This window comes from Ruegeria sp. AE3 (genome assembly GCF_056542225.1).
Genome location: NZ_JBQFZL010000008.1, coordinates 40,212 through 58,361, shown reverse-complemented (window position 1 = coordinate 58,361; position 18,150 = coordinate 40,212). Strand labels below are relative to the sequence as shown.

General features: G+C 55.8%; 16 protein-coding genes. 10 read left to right on the top strand and 6 right to left on the bottom strand.

Annotation, left to right across the window (positions count from 1 at the left end; all coding sequences use genetic code 11):
* Positions 1 to 239: 239 nt before the first annotated feature.
* Complete coding sequence (locus tag ACR0NZ_RS14550; protein WP_480519838.1) at positions 240 to 1,298, bottom strand: ABC transporter ATP-binding protein; 1,059 nt, start codon at positions 1,296 to 1,298, stop codon at positions 240 to 242.
* On the bottom strand, positions 1,295 to 2,101 hold the full coding sequence (locus ACR0NZ_RS14545) for an IclR family transcriptional regulator (protein ID WP_480519836.1): 807 nt from the start codon (positions 2,099 to 2,101) through the stop codon (positions 1,295 to 1,297). Before ACR0NZ_RS14545 ends, ACR0NZ_RS14550 begins: the two co-directional genes overlap by 4 nt.
* A 140-nt stretch (positions 2,102 to 2,241) precedes the next feature.
* Between ACR0NZ_RS14545 and ACR0NZ_RS14540 the strand changes: the two genes are divergently transcribed.
* From ACR0NZ_RS14540 to ACR0NZ_RS14495, 10 genes are all read left to right on the top strand, one after another.
* A complete protein-coding gene (locus tag ACR0NZ_RS14540) occupies positions 2,242 to 3,501 on the top strand; it encodes an ABC transporter substrate-binding protein (protein WP_480519834.1) in 1,260 nt (419 codons plus the stop codon).
* Between the two features lie 91 nt (positions 3,502 to 3,592).
* On the top strand, positions 3,593 to 4,519 hold the full coding sequence (locus tag ACR0NZ_RS14535; protein WP_480519832.1) for a carbohydrate ABC transporter permease: 927 nt from the start codon (positions 3,593 to 3,595) through the stop codon (positions 4,517 to 4,519).
* A 1-nt stretch (position 4,520) separates the two neighbouring features.
* Positions 4,521 to 5,369 carry a carbohydrate ABC transporter permease gene (locus ACR0NZ_RS14530; protein WP_480519830.1) on the top strand — a complete coding sequence of 283 codons (849 nt, stop codon included), beginning with the start codon at positions 4,521 to 4,523 and terminating at the stop codon, positions 5,367 to 5,369.
* Complete coding sequence (gene melA, locus ACR0NZ_RS14525; protein ID WP_480519828.1) at positions 5,366 to 6,706, top strand: alpha-galactosidase; 1,341 nt, start codon at positions 5,366 to 5,368, stop codon at positions 6,704 to 6,706. Before ACR0NZ_RS14530 ends, melA begins: the two co-directional genes overlap by 4 nt.
* 58 nt (positions 6,707 to 6,764) lie before the next feature.
* On the top strand, positions 6,765 to 8,471 hold the full coding sequence (locus ACR0NZ_RS14520) for an IlvD/Edd family dehydratase (RefSeq protein WP_480519826.1): 1,707 nt from the start codon (positions 6,765 to 6,767) through the stop codon (positions 8,469 to 8,471).
* Positions 8,471 to 9,235: an SDR family NAD(P)-dependent oxidoreductase gene (locus tag ACR0NZ_RS14515; RefSeq protein WP_480519824.1), complete on the top strand. Its 765-nt coding sequence runs from the start codon at positions 8,471 to 8,473 to the stop codon at positions 9,233 to 9,235. Before ACR0NZ_RS14520 ends, ACR0NZ_RS14515 begins: the two co-directional genes overlap by 1 nt.
* Before the next feature lie 4 nt (positions 9,236 to 9,239).
* Positions 9,240 to 10,133 (top strand): 2-dehydro-3-deoxygalactonokinase, encoded by an 894-nt coding sequence (locus tag ACR0NZ_RS14510; protein WP_480519822.1) that lies wholly within the window; start codon positions 9,240 to 9,242, stop codon positions 10,131 to 10,133.
* Complete coding sequence (locus ACR0NZ_RS14505; protein ID WP_480519820.1) at positions 10,130 to 10,735, top strand: 2-dehydro-3-deoxy-6-phosphogalactonate aldolase; 606 nt, start codon at positions 10,130 to 10,132, stop codon at positions 10,733 to 10,735. The genes ACR0NZ_RS14510 and ACR0NZ_RS14505 overlap by 4 nt, the downstream gene beginning before the upstream one ends.
* Complete coding sequence (locus ACR0NZ_RS14500) at positions 10,732 to 11,592, top strand: SMP-30/gluconolactonase/LRE family protein (RefSeq protein ID WP_480519818.1); 861 nt, start codon at positions 10,732 to 10,734, stop codon at positions 11,590 to 11,592. Before ACR0NZ_RS14505 ends, ACR0NZ_RS14500 begins: the two co-directional genes overlap by 4 nt.
* Positions 11,589 to 13,505 (top strand): beta-galactosidase, encoded by a 1,917-nt coding sequence (locus tag ACR0NZ_RS14495; RefSeq protein ID WP_480519816.1) that lies wholly within the window; start codon positions 11,589 to 11,591, stop codon positions 13,503 to 13,505. Before ACR0NZ_RS14500 ends, ACR0NZ_RS14495 begins: the two co-directional genes overlap by 4 nt.
* A 43-nt stretch (positions 13,506 to 13,548) precedes the next feature.
* Here ACR0NZ_RS14495 and ACR0NZ_RS14490 read toward each other — a convergent pair whose 3' ends face one another.
* From ACR0NZ_RS14490 to ACR0NZ_RS14475, 4 genes are all read right to left on the bottom strand, one after another.
* The gene (locus tag ACR0NZ_RS14490; RefSeq protein ID WP_480519814.1) at positions 13,549 to 14,817 is read right to left on the bottom strand and encodes an ABC transporter permease; all 1,269 of its coding nucleotides are present in this window, start codon (positions 14,815 to 14,817) and stop codon (positions 13,549 to 13,551) included.
* A complete protein-coding gene (locus ACR0NZ_RS14485; protein WP_480477089.1) occupies positions 14,814 to 15,734 on the bottom strand; it encodes an ABC transporter permease in 921 nt (306 codons plus the stop codon). The genes ACR0NZ_RS14490 and ACR0NZ_RS14485 overlap by 4 nt, the downstream gene beginning before the upstream one ends.
* A 12-nt stretch (positions 15,735 to 15,746) precedes the next feature.
* Positions 15,747 to 16,859: an ABC transporter ATP-binding protein gene (locus ACR0NZ_RS14480; protein ID WP_480477087.1), complete on the bottom strand. Its 1,113-nt coding sequence runs from the start codon at positions 16,857 to 16,859 to the stop codon at positions 15,747 to 15,749.
* Between the two features lie 116 nt (positions 16,860 to 16,975).
* Positions 16,976 to 18,100: an extracellular solute-binding protein gene (locus ACR0NZ_RS14475; protein WP_480477085.1), complete on the bottom strand. Its 1,125-nt coding sequence runs from the start codon at positions 18,098 to 18,100 to the stop codon at positions 16,976 to 16,978.
* Positions 18,101 to 18,150 lie beyond the last annotated feature (50 nt).

Sequence of the window (18,150 nt, the reverse complement as noted above, 5' to 3'; positions counted from 1 at the left end):
TTTTACCTTTTTTAAGCCTTTCGGGGCGTGCTATCCAAGAGTTGCAACCACAATTGCGTGGCGCGAGAGGGGCGAAATCACGATACAGCCCCTGGGTGACTCTGTTTTGACAGGGCTTCCCTTAAATCACGTTTGACTAGGAATCAATCACATCTGCCCGCGCGTTTTGCCACGGGTCAGATTATGTGTCGTGAAACTCTTGGGACTGGGAGGACTGCCCTTGGGCTGGAAGGTCGTGATTAACGAAACCGTTGCCCGGTCTCTGGATCAAAAAACATCACACGCTCTGGCTGTAGGGCGATGCCGATCCGGTCCCCGGTTCTGCTTCGCTGATCGTCCCGTTCCTCAACGATCAGCTTATCACCATTTGGTGTCCGTAAATAGGAATAGGACACGCCGCCCAAAGCTTCGGTCAGGTCCACGGTGCAAGTATCGGCCGAACGGTCAATCTGAATATGTTCGGGCCGCATGCCCAATGTCACCTTGGTCCGACCGGAGGGGATAGTCGCAGAAACGGGCAACGGCTTGCCTAGCGCGGGATGGGAGACATGGCCATCCCCATAATCACATTCCAGAAAGTTCATTGCAGGCGAACCGATGAAGCCTGCGACAAACCGGTTGTCGGGATCACGGTACAAATCCATCGGAGCCCCGACCTGTTCAATACGACCATCTCGCAGCACGACGATCTTGTCGGCCATGGTCATGGCTTCGACCTGATCATGGGTCACGTAAATCATTGTCGCGCCGATTTCCTGATGAAGGCGCGCGATCTCAACACGCATTTCCACGCGCAACTCGGCGTCCAGATTGGACAAGGGTTCGTCAAACAGGAAAACGTCGGGGCCCCGAACGATGGCGCGGCCAATAGCAACCCGCTGCCGTTGCCCACCAGACAGAGCCTTGGGTTTGCGTTTGAGATACTGGTCAAGTTTCAGAATGTTCGAGGCTTCCTGCACTTTTCTGGTGATCTCGGCCTTTGGGACACCGTTCATGCGCAGCCCAAAGCCCATATTTTCCGCCACGGTCATATGCGGATAAAGCGCATAGGTCTGGAAGACCATCGCCACACCGCGTTTGGCCGGGTCCATATGGGTAACGTCCCGCGCTCCAATGTGGATCTTGCCTTCCGACGTTTCTTCCAAACCTGCGATCATCCGTAGCAATGTGGATTTGCCACATCCCGAAGGGCCAACGAAAACACAGAACTCACCATCTTCGATCTGCAAGTCGATTCCGTGAATGACTTGCGTCTGGCCGTACCGCTTTATTGCTTGGTTCAGGGTTACACCTGTCATGTCGCTTGCATCCTGTCATTGCCGAGGTCTGGTCGCGTTTCAGGGAAACGCCATGCCTGCGCCTCGGTGCTGATTTGTTCAGCCACCCGCCGCACACGAGGCACCCATGCCTCGAGTTGTTCAAAATCCATTCGCTGGGTCGAGCCGGTTACTGAGATTGCGCCCAGGACACGGCCGTTTGTTGTAAGAACAGGGCAGGCGACGCAAATAATTCCGGGTTCATGTTCTTCGTCATCAACGGCAAAACCCTTGCTGCGAATTCGATCAAGATCCGTGCGCAGGTCATTGTCGGACGTCAGGGTCTTGTCGGTAAAGCGATGAAAACTCTGCTGCGAAATTGCCCGGTTAAGGTCACTTTCATTCAGAAAGGCAAGCATCGCCTTGCCGACACCCGTGCAGTAGGCCGGGCCCACCTTACCCGCCTGAGAATACATCTCAATCGGTTGCGCTGCGTTGCGTTTGTCTACGTATAGAACCTGACCAGCATCGAGCTGCGCCAAATGCACAGTCTCTCCAGTTTCCTGGCTTAGAATATCGAGGAACGGACGTGCGATAGGGGCCAGTGAGCTTTGGGTCCAGGCTGCATGCGCAAGCCGTACCAAACGCATACCCGGCGCGTAGGTTTGGCGCTCGGGGTCGTAACATAGCATTCCCTGATTGGTTAATGATTGCAAAAACCGATACAATGTTGCTTTCGGAAAATCGCTGCCGTCCAGCAACTCCGAAAATCGCACAGGGCGCTGAAATGCGGCGACCTGATCCAGCACGTCACATGCTTTGCCAATAGTTCCGTCACCTGACACGGGCGTCCGTTCTCCTCCGCTTGCCCATCGCAGTTCGCACGAGGGTCTTGACAAGACTAACCGAGTCGATGTGTAGTTTTCAATATATAAAACATTGTTTCATTATTTGGAACTTTTGTGGAAACAACAGGGAGGAAACCATGTATTCCACTTTCAAGCGCACAACCGCTGCGCTGGCACTTGGCGTTGCTATGGCGGCACCGGTGGCTGCTGACCTAAATGGAGAGCTTCGGATATTCCTGGACACGTCTAACCCGGCCCCGCGCGCAACGATGGAAGCGATGATCGAGCGGTTTGCAGCGCAGCACCCCGGCCTAGAGATCGAAACCACGGTTATCGACCGCGAAGCGTATAAGACCCAGATCCGCAACTTTCTGACGGCTGACACACCTGACGTGGCCACTTGGTACGCCGCCAACCGTATGAAACCATATGTTGAGGCCGGTCTGTTCGAAGACGTCTCGGATCTTTGGGCGGAACCTGAAATTGCTGAAAACCTGGCATCAACCAAAGGCGCGATGACCATCGATGGCAAACAATGGGGCGTCCCCTACACTTACTACCAGTGGGGCGTTTACTATCGTAAAGATATCTTTGACGAATTGGGCCTCAGCGAACCGACTACCTGGGAAGAAGAGCTGGCAAATTGCCAGAAGATCGTCGATTCAGGCCGTGCTTGCTATACCATCGGGACCAAGTTCCTGTGGACCGCTGGCGGTTGGTTTGACTACCTGAACATGCGCACCAACGGGTTCGACTTCCACAATCAACTGGCCAATGGTGAAATCAGCTGGGAAGATGACCGGGTCAAGCAGACCTTTGCAAACTGGAAGCAGTTGATCGACATGGGGGCTTTCATTGACAACCATCAGACCTATAGCTGGCAGGAGGCTTTGCCGTTCATGGTCAATGGAGAAGCCGCTGCGTATCTGATGGGAAATTTTGCAGTCGCGCCTTTGCGTGAAGCAGGGCTGACAGATGATCAGTTGGATTTCTACCAATTCGTGTCAATCAACCCTGATGTCGAATTGGCTGAAGACGCACCGACCGATACGTTCCACATCCCGGCGAACGCCTCGAACAAAGAAGCCGCACGAGAGTTCCTGCGCTTTGTTGTCTCGTCGGATGAACAGACCGAGATCAACAACGGATCGAACCTCGGTCAGTTGCCGGTGAACGCGCAATCCTCAGTAGACGATGACAAATTCCTGCAGCAGGGCTTTTCGATGCTCTCGACCAACAGCCCCGGCGGAGTGGCTCAGTTCTGGGACCGCGACGCGCCGGCTGAAATGGCCAAAGTGTCAATGGAAGGTTTCCAGGAATTCATGGTTAAACCAGACAATGCTGACCGTATTCTGGCCAAGCTGGAACGCGCGCGAGAGCGTATCTACGACAACTAATCAGGCTTGGGCCGGGCTCGGGCCCGGCCTACCTCGCCACAGAATGTAAGGTGGTTTCAACCCGCCTTACCCAAACAAACCCAGGACACCCATGACCACTGTCGCCGACGCCCCTGATCAGGAGAACTGGTTCCACAGAAACCAACAACGCATCGCCCCGTGGCTATTCCTTGCTCCGGGCCTGCTGTTCTTCATGGTCTATGTGATCATTCCGGTCTTCCAGTCCTTCAACCTGTCACTGTACGAGTGGGATGGGCTGGGTGCCGCCGAATATGTCGGCATGCGAAACTATGAAGATTTGTATTGGGAATGGGTTGACCGGGACGCATTCTATATCTCGCTCAAGAACAACCTGATCTGGCTGATCCTGTATCTTCTGGCCATTCCGGCGGGCCTTTTCATTGCTTTGTTTCTGAACCAGACGGTCTGGGGTATCCGCCTTTACAAATCGCTGTTTTTCTTTCCATTTGTCATCTCTCAGGTTGTTGTTGGCCTTGTATTCACGTGGTTTTATGACCCGACATTTGGTCTTCTGAATGAGTTTCTCGGCTTTCTCGGAATGGGTCCATTGAACGTGCTGGGCGACGAGCGTTTGGTCACCTACGGCATCATCGTCGCGGGCCTTTGGCCGCAAACCGCCTATTGCATGATCCTCTACCTCACCGGTCTGAATGCCGTCGACCCCGAACAGATCGAGGCCGGACGCTTGGACGGTGCCAAAGGCTTGAGAATGCTGTGGCACATCATTCTGCCACAGTTGCGCCCGGCCACTTTCATTGCATTCGTCGTGACAATCATCGGGGCGCTGCGCAGTTTCGACCTGATTTCGATCATGACACAGGGCGGGCCATTCGGATCCTCCCGCGTGCTGGCCTATTACATGTTCGAGGTCGCACTGTCTGAGTACGGTTTCCGCATGGGGTATGGCGCGGCTATCGCTGTGGTGCTGTTCCTGATCATGCTCGGCTTCATCGCCTATTTCCTCTGGTCGATGTATCGCGAAGAACGGGGGCACTGAGATGTTTCCCAAACCCATCAAAAAACAATCTCGTGCCGCGCAGATCACCTATCAGGCGATGCTGCCACTTGCCTTGTTGCTGTGGCTAGGGCCCCTACTCGCGGTGGCTCTGTTTTCGGTCAAACCAGCGGCGGATTTCACCAACGCCAACTATTGGGGCCTGCCATCCAGTTTCGAGGGCGCAGTCAACTACGGGCTGGTATTCTTCAACTCTGACATGCCGCGATACTTGCTGAACTCTTTCATGATCACCATTCCTACGGTGATCGGTGCCGTTGCCCTCAGTTCCATGACCGGCTTTGCTTTGGGCATCTACAAATACAAATCGAACCTGTGGATCTTCTTCATGTTCGTTGCCGGCAACTTCGTGCCATTCCAGATCCTGATGGTGCCTGTGCGCGACCTGACACTTGATATGGGCCTCTACAACACAAAAACCGGCCTCGTCTTGTTCCACATCGCCTTCCAGACCGGCTTTTGCACATTGTTCATGCGCAACTTTATCCGGGCCCTGCCCTTTGAATTAATCGAGGCCGCGCGGGTCGAGGGTATCAGCGAATGGCGCATCTTCTGGTATGTGGTCTTGCCGTTGATGAAACCCGCAATTGCCGCACTCAGCGTGCTGATCTTCACTTTCATCTGGAACGACTATTTCTGGGCGGTCGTCCTGACTCAGGGCGCGGAAAGCCAGCCTGTCACAGCAGGCATAACCAGTTTCAACGCCCAGTTCCGCGCCGCCTACCAACTGATGAGCGCGGGCTCGATCGTAGCAGCGCTGCCGCCGGTTGCCATGTTCTTCCTGATGCAAAAGCACTTTATCGCGGGCCTGACCCTCGGAGCTGTAAAATGACAAAGATAACTTTCATCGGAGCAGGTTCGACAATTTTCATGAAGAACATCGTGGGGGATGCTTTGCTGACCCCCGCTTTGGCGGACAGTCACTTTGCGCTGATGGATATCGACCCCGTACGCCTGACAGAAAGCGAAGCTGTAGCCCGCGCCATGATCCGTTCGGTCCGGTCAAACGCGACAGTATCCACACATACAGACCGACGCGCGGCACTCGATGGTGCCGATTTCGTTATTACCGCCTTTCAGATTGGCGGGTACCAGCCCTGTACCGTCACAGATTTTGAAATCCCCAAGCAATACGGGCTGCGCCAGACCATCGCGGATACGCTGGGCGTCGGCGGCATCATGCGTGGGCTGCGCACTGTGCCAGTCTTGTGGGACGTGGCGCATGACATGATGCAGCTATGCCCTGATGCGACATTGCTACAATACGTCAATCCGATGGCCATCAACACCTGGGCACTGGCCGAGAAATACCCATCATTGAAGCAGGTCGGCCTGTGCCACTCGGTTCAGAACACGGTCGCGGAACTGGCAAATGATCTGGACCTGCCAAAAGACGACATTCGCTACAAAGTCGCGGGCGTCAATCACGTCGCCTTCTTCCTGCGGCTTGAGCATCAGGGCCATGATCTTTACCCCGCCCTTAGGCAAGGTTATGTCAGCGGCAGGATCCCCAAGGCGCCGCTGCTGATGCCGCGCTGCCCCAACAAGGTGCGCTACGAAGTGATGGATCACCTTGGCTTTTTCTGCACCGAAAGTTCTGAGCATTTGGCAGAATACGTGCCATGGTTCATCAAAGACGGGCGGGCGGACCTGATCGAGAAGTTCTCAATCCCACTCGATGAATACCCGACCCGCTGTGTAGAACAGATGAGCAACTGGAAAGAGCAGGCCAAAACCCTGACCGACGGGCGCGACATTGCCGTCACTCACAGCCATGAGTTTGCGGCAGACATAATGAACGCAATCATCTCTGACACCCCCTACGTGGCATATGGCAATCTGCCAAACACCGGCCAGATACCTCAGCTGCCGATGGGGGCTGCTGTCGAAACACCGTGTCTGGTTGATGCAAATGGCATTCAACCTTCTGTCATCGCAGACATCCCACCGCAGCTGATCGCCCTGATGCGTAGCCAGATCAACGTTCAGGAACTCACAGTCAGGGCATTGGTCGACCAGAACCCCGAGCATATCTTTCATGCAGCCATGATGGACCCGCACACCGCCGCCGAGCTGGACCTGCGCCAAATTCGAAATCTGGTGAACGACCTTCTGTCTGCCCATGCCGACTGGCTGCCAGATTGGTGCCGCCCATCTCGCGCTGCTTGAATTTCACCTTTTTACAAATACTCAAATCCACCCAGACCTAAAAAAGCATCACAGAACAATGTCAAAACGCCGCTCACAGCACTGGTACGGGAAACTCGACAAGGATGGGTTCATCCATCGATCCTGGATGAAAAATCAGGGTTTTCCTGATCACGCCTTCGATGGGCGGCCAATTATTGGAATTTGCAACACGTGGTCGGAGCTAACCCCTTGCAATTCCGGCCTCCGCGATCTGGCCGAAGGGGTAAAGCGCGGTGTGTGGGAGGCCGGGGGCTTTCCCGTCGAATTCCCGGTCATGTCGCTGGGCGAGACCCAGATGAAACCCACAGCCATGCTGTTTCGCAACCTTCTGGCCATGGATGTCGAAGAGTCGATCCGCGCATATGGCATTGACGGTGTGGTTCTGCTGGGCGGGTGCGACAAGACCACGCCGGGCCAACTCATGGGCGCGGCCTCGGTCGACCTGCCGTCGATCGTTGTCAGCTCCGGCCCTATGCTGAATGGAAAATATCGCGGTCAGGATATTGGCTCAGGAACCGATGTGTGGAAGTTCTCCGAGGCCGTGCGTGCCGGAGAGATGACCCTTCAGGATTTTATGAACGCGGAATCCGGGATGTCCCGCAGTGCCGGGGTTTGCATGACCATGGGGACGGCCAGCACCATGGCGTCTCTGGTCGAAGCGATGGGCATGAGCCTGCCCACCAATGCCGCCCTGCCCGCCGTTGACGCCCGCCGCATGGCCCTCGCCCATTTGACAGGCAAGCGGATTGTCGAAATGGTCGACGAAGACCTGAAACCATCCGACATTCTGACCAGAGAAGCCTTCGAGAATGCAATCCTCGCCAATGCGGCCGTTGGGGGATCGACCAATGCCGTTGTTCATCTACTGGCGCTCGCAGGTCGCGTGGGCGTTGACCTGACGCTCAAGGACTTTGAAATCGGATCAGAGATTCCCCTTCTGGTGAACTGCATGCCCTCAGGCAAATACCTGATGGAAGATTTCTGTTACGCGGGCGGTGTGCCGGCTGTGCTGAGCGAACTCAAACCTTTCCTGCGCCCGGCCAGAACGGTTCTGAACAAGGACATCTCGGCCCACTACGAAGGTGCTGAATGTTTCAACCGCGACGTCATTCGCCCTTTCAACGATCCGGTGAAGCCCGCTGCTGGCCTTCGTGTTTTACGCGGCAATCTTGCGCCCAACGGGGCCATCGTCAAACCTTCTGCCGCAACAGATGCCCTTCTTGAAACCGAGGGTGAGGCGTTTGTTTTCGAAAATATCGAAGACCTGAAAGCCAATATCGACCGGGTTGATCTGCCCGTCACATCCAAGAGCATTCTGGTGCTCAAGGGATGTGGACCCAAGGGTTATCCCGGGATGCCCGAGGTGGGAAACATGCCGATTCCGGCGAGATTGGTGAAGGAAGGCGTTCGCGACATGATCCGTATCTCGGATGCCCGCATGTCCGGTACAGCCTATGGCACCGTCATCCTGCATGTCAGCCCCGAGGCACAGGCGGGCGGCACACTGGCGCTGGTGAAAACCGGCGACCGCATCCGCGTCTCGGCCAGCGCTGGAAAGCTTGAGCTGTTGGTGGACGAAAAAGAACTGGACGCGCGCCGAGCCCAATGGAAACCAGATAAGCCACATTATTCCCGCGGGTATGCCAAACTTTATGTCGATCACGTGTTGCAGGCCGATCAGGGGGCCGACCTGGATTTCCTCGTCGGCAAAGACACCCGCCTTGTGACCAGAGAGAGCCACTGATGACCCAACCAGCGACATTTCATGACCTGAACGGGTCATCCGTCTATATTACCGGCGGAGGCTCGGGCGTGGGCGCAGCATTAACGGATGGGTTTTTGGCTCAGGGGGCCAATGTGGCTTTTATCGGCAGATCGGACGCCAGCGGTTTTGTCGAAGAGATGCGCGACAAACACGGCCGCGCACCTCTGTTCATGCAGGGCGATATGACCGACACTCAGCTTCTTCACACGACAATGGCCAAAGCCGCCGAAGCCCACGGCCCCCTAGACGTTTTGGTTAACAACGCGGCCAATGACCAGCGCCATACACTTGAGGAAACCACGACCGAGTTCTGGGACTGGATGATCGACGTAAACCTGAAAGCCTACTATTTCGCCTGCCAGGAAGCGGCCCGGCAAATGAAGGAAGGCGGCGTTATCATTAACTTCAGCTCGATCAGCTACATGATGGGCAATGCAGGCTATCCGATCTATACGACGTCAAATGCGGGCATTACAGGGATGACGCGGTCTTTGGCCCGCGAACTGGGGCCAAAGAACATACGTGTGAATGCGCTGGCTCCCGGTTGGGTTTTGACGCAAAAACAGCTGGATAAGTGGGCCACGCCCGAAGATTTGGCCGCGCATTTGGATCGACAATGCCTGAAAGAACATTTGACGCCCGAAGACATGGTTGCACCGACATTGTTCCTGGCATCCAACGCCAGCCGGGCGATGACCGGTCAGTGTATGGCGGTTGATGGCGGCGTCGTAGTTTCAGGGTGAAGCAATGAATACCGACTGGATCGCCGTTGATTGGGGCACATCTCACCTGCGGGTCTGGGCCATGCAGGGGGCAACGGTGCTGGACTGCGCGCAGTCCGACAAAGGTATGGCACGTATCGGAGCCGACGGGTTCCAGACCGCCCTGTTGGAACTTGTTGAAAACTGGCTGAAGGATGGCCCCATAGATGTGATCGCCTGCGGTATGGTCGGTGCACGCCAAGGCTGGGTCGAAGCACCTTATTCTACCGTTCCGTCGCAACCCTTGCCGCAAGTACCGGTCCGTGTTCCCAGCACAGACTCGCGCATCCGGGCCTTCGTCATACCCGGATTAAAGCAACTGAGCCCACCAGATGTGATGCGGGGCGAAGAAACACAAATCGCGGGATTTTTGGGAACTCGCCAGAACTGGGATGGTGTCCTCTGCCTTCCAGGAACCCATACGAAATGGGTTCAGGTCAGCGCAGGTGAAATCGTGAGCTTTCGGACGCTCATGACCGGAGAGCTTTTTGATTTGTTAAGTGCGCAATCTGTTCTGCGGCATTCTATAGGTGGAGGATGGGATGAAGATGCCTTTGCAGATGCTGTGGCGGATACATTGTCCAAACCCGAACAGTTGGCTGCGCGCCTGTTCGGCTTGCGGGCTGCAGACCTGCTGCACGATCAGGACAAAGACATCGCGCGCGCACGGCTGTCCGGACTGCTTATCGGTGCTGAATTGGCCGCCACTCGTCCATATTGGCTGGGCCAACAACTGGCTATCATCGGCGCAGAAGCCGTATCGCGGGTCTATGCGGCAGCGCTGAGACAACAGGGCGCTTTTGTTGAGACTGCAAACGCCACCGAAACAACCCTGGCCGGGCTGGCGCTGGCGCGCAACATGACAAGGCAAATCGCATGAGCCGCCCCATCATCGCCATTCTGCGTGGTCTGCAACCACAGGAAGCCGAGGCGGTTGGCAGAGTTATCATCGATGCAGGGATCGACCGGATCGAAGTTCCACTCAATTCGCCTGATCCGCTCGACAGCATTTCCATTCTGGCCGAAGCTTTCGAAGATCGCGCCCTGATTGGCGCTGGTACTGTACTAACGGTTGATCAGGTGGACGCAGTTCGGAATGCCGGCGGCAAGCTGATCGTGTCACCCAATTATGATGCTGATGTGATCAAACGGTCTGTGGCGTTGGGGATGCAAAGCTGGCCGGGCGTTTACACGCCGACCGAAGCGTTTGCCGCTCTCAAAGCAGGGGCCACAGGATTAAAGCTGTTTCCTGGTGTCATGGCTGGCCCTTTAGGGCTCGCAGCACTTCGCCCCGTCTTGCCCAAGGAAACATGCGTCTTTGCCGTCGGCGGTGCCGGGCCCGAAAATTTCGACCAATGGATCAAAGCCGGTGCCGATGGATTCGGGATTGGATCGGCGCTGTACAAACCCGGCATGGACACAGTCGAAGTCGCAGAACGCGCGGGGCAAATCGTGGCAGCCTTTGACAAGGCGGCAGGATGAGTACGGTCTTTGACGACCGCCCATGCGCGTTGGGCGAAGGTCCGCTGTGGCACCCCGCTCGGCAACAGCTTTTCTGGTTCGACATTCTCAACAAACGCATGATGACGCGCGAAGGCGAAAATCAGATAAGCTGGGATTTCGATGAACATGTGTCTGCCGCAGGCTGGGTGGATCGTGACACATTGCTTTTGGCGTCAGAAACGGGTCTTTGGCAGTTTGACTTGAAGTCCGGCCATCGAGCACTGGTCGCGCCGCTCGAGGCAGACAACCCAATCACCCGCTCGAATGACGGTCGCGCTGATCCCTGGGGCGGTTTCTGGATCGGTACGATGGGCAAACAGGCTGAATCCGGGGCCGGATCAATCTATCGGTTCTGGAAAGGTACACTCAGATGTCTCGTGCCGGATGTGACGATTTCCAATGCAATCTGTTTTGCCCCAGATCGATCCGTGGCCTATTTCTGTGACACGGCAACCCGGCAGGTCAGGCGCTGGAGCTTGAATGCAGAAAGCGGATGGCCCGAAGGGGAAAGCACGGTATTTCTGGACCTTCGCAAAGAAGACCTGAACCCGGATGGTGCGGTGGTTGATGCTGACGGCAACATCTGGATCGCGCAATGGGGGATTGGACGTGTTGCGGCCTACACGCCCGAAGGTCATTTCCTGAAGGCCACTTCTTTCGAAGCGTCACATACGTCCTGCCCGGCCTTTGGTGGCGACAGCTTAGGCACGCTGTTCTGCACCTCGGCACGGCAGGGGTTGAGCAACGCAGATATTGAATCCCAACCCACCAATGGCATGACGTTTGCAATGCCAAACGCGGGACGAGGGCAGGCAGAACACAGGATCATTTTATGAAGCCGGAACTTGGTGTGTGTTACTACCCTGAACACTGGCCCGAAGCGACGTGGGCGGAAGACGCCGCGCGCATGGTGGACACCGGCATCTCGTGGGTACGCATTGGAGAGTTTGCGTGGAGCCGGCTGGAGCCTTACCCCGGAACCCTGCAATTTGAATGGCTGGATCTCGCGGTTAAAACACTTGGCGAGGCGGGAGTGAAAGTCGTGCTTGGCACACCGACAGCAACGCCACCGCGTTGGATGCTGGACAAACATCCGGACATGCTGGCTGTGGATACGGATGGAAACACGCGCAAATTCGGGTCACGGCGGCATTACTGCTTTAGCCACCAGGGCTATGTCGATGAATGTCGCCGCATCGCACGGGTCTTGGGAGAGCGCTATGGTCATAACCCGTATGTGGCGGCTTGGCAGATCGACAATGAGTATGGGTGTCACGACACAACAGTCAGCTACAGCACCCCGGCACTGAATGCATTCAGGCGCTGGCTGGCTGTTCGATACGGCTCAATTGAACAACTGAACAAGGCCTGGGGAAACGTGTTCTGGTCGATGGAGTACCGCAACTTCGATGAGATTGAACTACCCAATCAAACTGTGACCGAGCCAAACCCCGCTCATGTACTGGCATTCCGTCGGTTCAGCTCAGATCAGGTTGTGGCATTCAACAAAGCTCAGGTCGATGTATTGCGAGCTTTGACCGATGCGCCGCTGTTGCATAACTACATGGGTCGTATTCTGGATTTCGACCATTTCGAGGTTGGCGCAGATCTGGATATTGCGACTTGGGACAGTTATCCGATCGGATTTCTATCGGACCGATTGGAAGATGACGAAGCCCACAAGACCGCCTTTCTTCAGCAAGGCGATCCGGACATGCAGGCGTTTCACCATGATCTTTACCGGGCAGTGGGCCGTGGCCGATGGTGGGTGATGGAACAACAACCCGGTCCGGTGAATTGGGCACCCTATAACCCGGCACCCATGCCCGGAATGGTGCGGTTGTGGTCGCTTGAGGCTGTCGCCCACGGTGCTGAGGTTGTGAGCTATTTTCGATGGCGGCAAGCCCCCTTTGCGCAGGAACAGATGCACGCAGGTTTGCTGACACCGGACAATCGCCCCGCCCCTGCATTACACGAGGCCCGTCAGACAGCGGAAGAGCTATCCACATTGGGCGAGGTGCATCAGGTGCAATCCAAGGTTGCGATACTGTTTGATTACCCCTCGGACTGGGCCTGGACATCGCTACCGCAAGGAGCAGGCTTTGACTATTTCCGGTTGGTCTTCTCAGCTTATCGTGCATTGCGCCGCGTGGGGCTGTCGATTGATTTTGTTTCGCCCAATGACCTGTCCACGCACTATGCGCTGATCCTTGCCCCCGGACTGGCAACGATTGACCCGGATTTGGAGCGTAGGTTAGCGGACAACTCGGATCTTGCAATCCTCGGCCCACGCAGCGGCGCAATTACCCGTGATTTCCAGATCGCCGCCGCCGGTCGACCTGGCCTGAAAGGGTTGGACTGCAACGTCGATTTGGTCGAAACACTGCCCCCTGCTGTCAACCGGGCTGTCCGTGGCGGCGGCGCGGCACAGCATTGGATCGATCGCCTTTCAGGATCTGCTGAAGAAATTCTGAGTTTTGAAGATGGAGCGCCTGCGCTAATGGCAAGGGACGGGTTCTGGTATCTTGCCGGCTTCCCAAACGAAGCATTATGGGATCGCGTCATCGGCTTGGCTGCGGAAGAAAGCGGTTTGGGCCTGAAACCGATGCCGCCAGGACTTCGACTGCGTGAGACAGCCGACCACATGTTCCTGATCAACTATAACGCTGAACCGGTGGTCTGGAACGGATCGACCATCGGCGGCTGTGACGTGAAGATCCTGAAGCGCAATCTGCCCGGACAGACTTGAATCCTATCCGGGCAGATGCGTTGGTTGCCGCTTGGCACAGCGATTAGTCGCTTTTTAGGCTGTTGGGGTCAAACACCCCTCCGAAACCGCCGTTGTTGGATGGCTCACCCTCGGTTTGAGAAGCACCTTCGTTGCTTTCATTCTCGCTGCCATCCAGCGAGTTCGGAGCGAAGACATTACCAAAACCGCTGTTATTTGACGGCTTTGGCGCGGTTTGGGCATCACCCTGCCCGGCTTTTTCCGCTTCTTGCTGTTTGCGGCGCTCCTCACGCTGCTGACGCAGTTCCTGAATGCGTTGTTCCGCTTCCAACTGCTTTTGCTCGCGAACGTCGGCAATGCACTGCGCCGGACTGTAGGTCGCCGCTGTGCCTATAACGGTGATCGTTACAACCGCAAATGCGACCAGCAACACGGCGGCCATATTACCGGCAAAGAAACTCGGCAGCTTGATCTTGCCAGCCAGTTCCTCGACCGTTGCGTTTTTACGCGCCGCGGCTACCAGTTCCTGACGTTTCAGCTTGGCTTCGTTCAGCAGAGCGAAGAAAACCGTCAGCGCAACGATGATAAACGCCAGCGCCGAGATCGCGGGCGTGATGCCGTAGCGAACCTTCTGAGCCAGCTCAATCGTCAGCGTCGGGTATTCGCCAAAAGTGAAAGTGGTGGTGTTGTAGTTCTCGAAAGAAGCGAGGAATGCCAAAACCGCCGCCGAGGCAATCGCCGGGCGCATGAACGGCAGCAGGATTTTGCGGAAAGCCTGAGCGTGGCTGGCCCCAAGGTCCAGTGCCGCCTCAGTCAGGGCGACATCATAACGCTGCAACCGCGCCACCAGCACCAGCATACAGTAACTGGCAATAAAGGTGGACTGGCCGATCACTGTCAGGAAGATGCCGTTTGACAGGAAACTGTCGGCCCCCAGCCCCAGCATCCGGTTGATCCGGTCCCAGAAGACCAGCGTCGAGATACCAAGAACCACACCGGGGATCAGGATCGGTGCGATAATGACCGTATAGTAGGTCGCGCGAAGCTTCGGCCAGATCTGGGTCAGCATCAGCGCGCCTGCCAAACCCATCGCCACGGACAGGATGACCGTGCCGATTCCGATGATCAGCGAGTTCTTGATCCCGTTCAGGATACGCTGATCCTGAAACAGCTCGCCAAACCATTGGAATGTCAGACATTCCCATGGGCTCATTCGGGGGAACCCGGACGAGTTGAACGCGGTGACGGACATGATCACCAGCGGGCCCAGCAGATACAGGAAGAAGATCGCCAGATAGACCCAGATGCTTATGCGGAGGAAGGAATTGTTCATTTCCCTATATCCCCCATGTTCACTTTGAACAGGCGCATCATGGCCAGCACGAACAGAATACAAGTGACCAGCAGAACGATTGCGTAGGCGGCGCCCTGTGGCCAGTCGTTGTTGTCATTGAACTGCTGATAGATCAGTTGGGTGAACCACAGACTGGACGGCCCGCCCAGAATTTGCGGCGCAGCCAACGCACCGGCGGACAACATGAAGACCATAGTACAGCCCGAACTGATCCCCGGCTTGGCATAAGGAATGACCACTCGCCAATGTATCCGCCACCAAGGCGCCCCAAGGTCGCGTGCTGCTTCGATCTGGTTTTTGTCCAGACTTTCAATCACGTTATACATCGGGAAAATCATCAGCAGGATATAGGCGTATCCCAGACCCGCATAGAGCGCGATGTCATTGCGAATGAAGTCGAACGGTGTATCCCAGATGCCCAGACCCGTGAACAACGTGTTCAACACACCTGTTTCCCCAAAGATGATGCGCAGCGCAAAGGCGCGCAGGATCTCGTTGATCCAGTAAGGGATGATTAGCATGATCGCGAAGATACGAATATGGCTGCCCTCGGCCTGACCTAGGTAATAGGCAATCGGATAGCAGATGATCAGGTTGAAAACCGTCACAAAAACCGCGGCCACAAGAGTTCGGAAAAACACCCTCAGATCAACAGTGTTGTAGTCCTGACTGCCACCTTCGGGGCCGTAGACCAGATATTTGTAGTTCTCTAGCGTATATACGTCTTTGGGTCCGCCAATCTCTGGCGGTGGCAGATTCGGACGGAACGAGAAGTCCAACATCGACAGCTGCGGAAGGATGATCAGGCCGATGGTCCAGAACAGAACCAGACCCAGGATCGCCACTCCCATGCCGGTGCCGTTGCGATTGAAGAAGTCTTTCAGAAACTGGGGCATGAGTTAATCCCCTTATTCTGCAGCCAGTTCACCCGCAGGAACGATGACGGCGTTATGCGTCTTGTATTCCAACGTGATGTTCTGTCCGGTGTGGTCCTCGAAGGATTGTCCATGGTTCGGGATCGACACTTTGATCTCTTTTCCACCTTCACCTTCGGTAAAGATGTTGAAGACGTTGCCTTCAAATTCTTCGTGGTTGACCCGCGCGGTAACAAAATGGTCACCCGAAGCCCCCTCGGGCGCAATGGCGAAGGCTTCGGGGCGAATGAACAACATTGCACTATCGCCTTCTTTCATTTTGCCTTGATTGGCGGTCGATATCCGTGCAACCAGATCGCCCGAGCGGTTGGTCGAGATCAGCGCCTCGTTGCCCATGACCTGTTTGATCTTGCCACGGAATACATTGTTTTCGCCGACAAATGAGGCCGCGAAAGCCGTGTTAGGATCATTGTAGATGGTTTTCCCATCGGCAATCTGGTCAATCACACCTGCACGCATGACGGCGATATTATCTGACATGGTCAGCGCCTCGCCCTGGTCATGGGTAATGTAGATAAAAGTAATGCCCACACGCTGTTGTATCTCTCGCAGTTCCGTTCGCATGTGCTGGCGCAGTTTGAGGTCAAGTGCTGACAGAGGCTCATCAAGAAGCAATACATCCGGCTCGGCGCAAAGGGCACGAGCGATGGCCACTCGCTGACGTTGGCCACCAGACAATTCGCTGGGAAGTTTGTCGCCTTGCTCCGGGAGCGCGATCATGTCCAAAAGCTCGTCAGCGCGCTTGCGGCGCTCGGCAGCACTGGCGCCTTTGATTTCCATCGAGAACGTGATGTTTTCCCAAACCTTCATCAAGGGAAACAACGCTAGGTTCTGAAAGATCAGAGCTGTGGGGCGTTTGTTGGGCCCAATCCCGCGCATGTTTTTGCCGCCGATCAGAACATTGCCTTCGCTGGGCTCGAGAAAGCCGGAAACAGCCCTTAAGATCGTTGTTTTGCCGCAACCCGAGGGTCCGAGGAATGAAAAGAAATCTCCCCCGTTAATTGTGACGTTTGCATCGCGCACGGCGACGAAGTCACCGAAACGGATCCACAGGTTTTCCAGATCGACTCCGACCCCTGCACTCATTTTTGGTATCTCCCTGAGGTGTGCACTGTCACCACACCACATAGCTTTCCGTTACGCCGGAGCGGCGCACAGATTGTGGCCCCTCGCAGAACGCGAGGGGCATGGTTTCAGATCGCTTATGCGCTCTTGAACTTGTTGACGAACTCGGTCCGCGTTTCAGCATACCATGGGGCTTCGGCCGGCCACGGATTGAGGTTGGCCAGCGAGTCGCCCGGATAGGCCTCGGCAAAGTTCTTCTTGTAGGTGTCGCCTGAATACTGATCCGCCCCCAGAACAGGAGAGTTGTACCCATGGCTGTCGATGGCAACACCGGCAGGTTTGGCCTGATAGGCGAAGTCGATGAAGGCATAGATCTGGTCGATATTCGCCGCGCCAGACGGAATCGACATTCCGTCAACCCATGCCATCGCCCCTTCGATGGGCGCTTGATAGTGCACTGGTTCACCAGCCGATTTCAGTGCCAGTGGCGGGCCGTCCCAGGTCTGACCGACAACAACACCTTCATTCAGAAGACCGTTCTTCTGTGTATCGGCATCGTTCCAGATCAGCTTGATGCGATTCTTACGTGCAATGCACCAGTCAGTGATCTGACCCCAGACCTTGCGCATGGTTTCTTCGTCACCATAAGCGGCCCAGACCGAACCCGGCTCCATCTCGCCGGAACGCTCCATGTAGAGACCAGCGCCAAGCATCATCGAATGCGCGCGGCCCATGGTCTTGCCTGCGTTTTCTTCTGACCAGACGTCGCCATAGGATGGCGCGTCCCCAGCCGGCAGCCACAAGTCGGTGCGGTATGCAATACCTTCGGTGCCCCAGATATGCGGCAACCAGTGGACCCCGGCGCCGCCAAAGTTCCAAGCATCCGTACCGATTTTAGCCATGGCTGGGTTCACCAGGTCGACCGGAACCTTGTTCATGTCAAAGGGTTGTAACAGCTCCAGCGGCTCCCATTGCAACGAGCGGTTGTTGGTCGGTGAGACGATGTCAAAGCCCTGACCTTTGGTCGCCTTCATCTTGTTGATGATTTCTTCGTTTGAGCCGATCCCGGTGTAGTTCACCTTGATGCCGGTAAGGGTTTCAAACTCTTCAATAAAGCTGGGCGGCAGGTAATCCGACCACATCAGGATGTTGATTTCACCGGACGACGCCAGAGCGCTCTTGCTATAAAGAGGCGCGGCAAGTGCCGCGGCACCCGCTCCTTTCAAAACAGTGCGTCTGGAAAGTGATGACTTGGTAACCATTAGTGTTCTCCCGTTGTTGGACTCGATTTTTTTTGTTTTCTATTCATAGG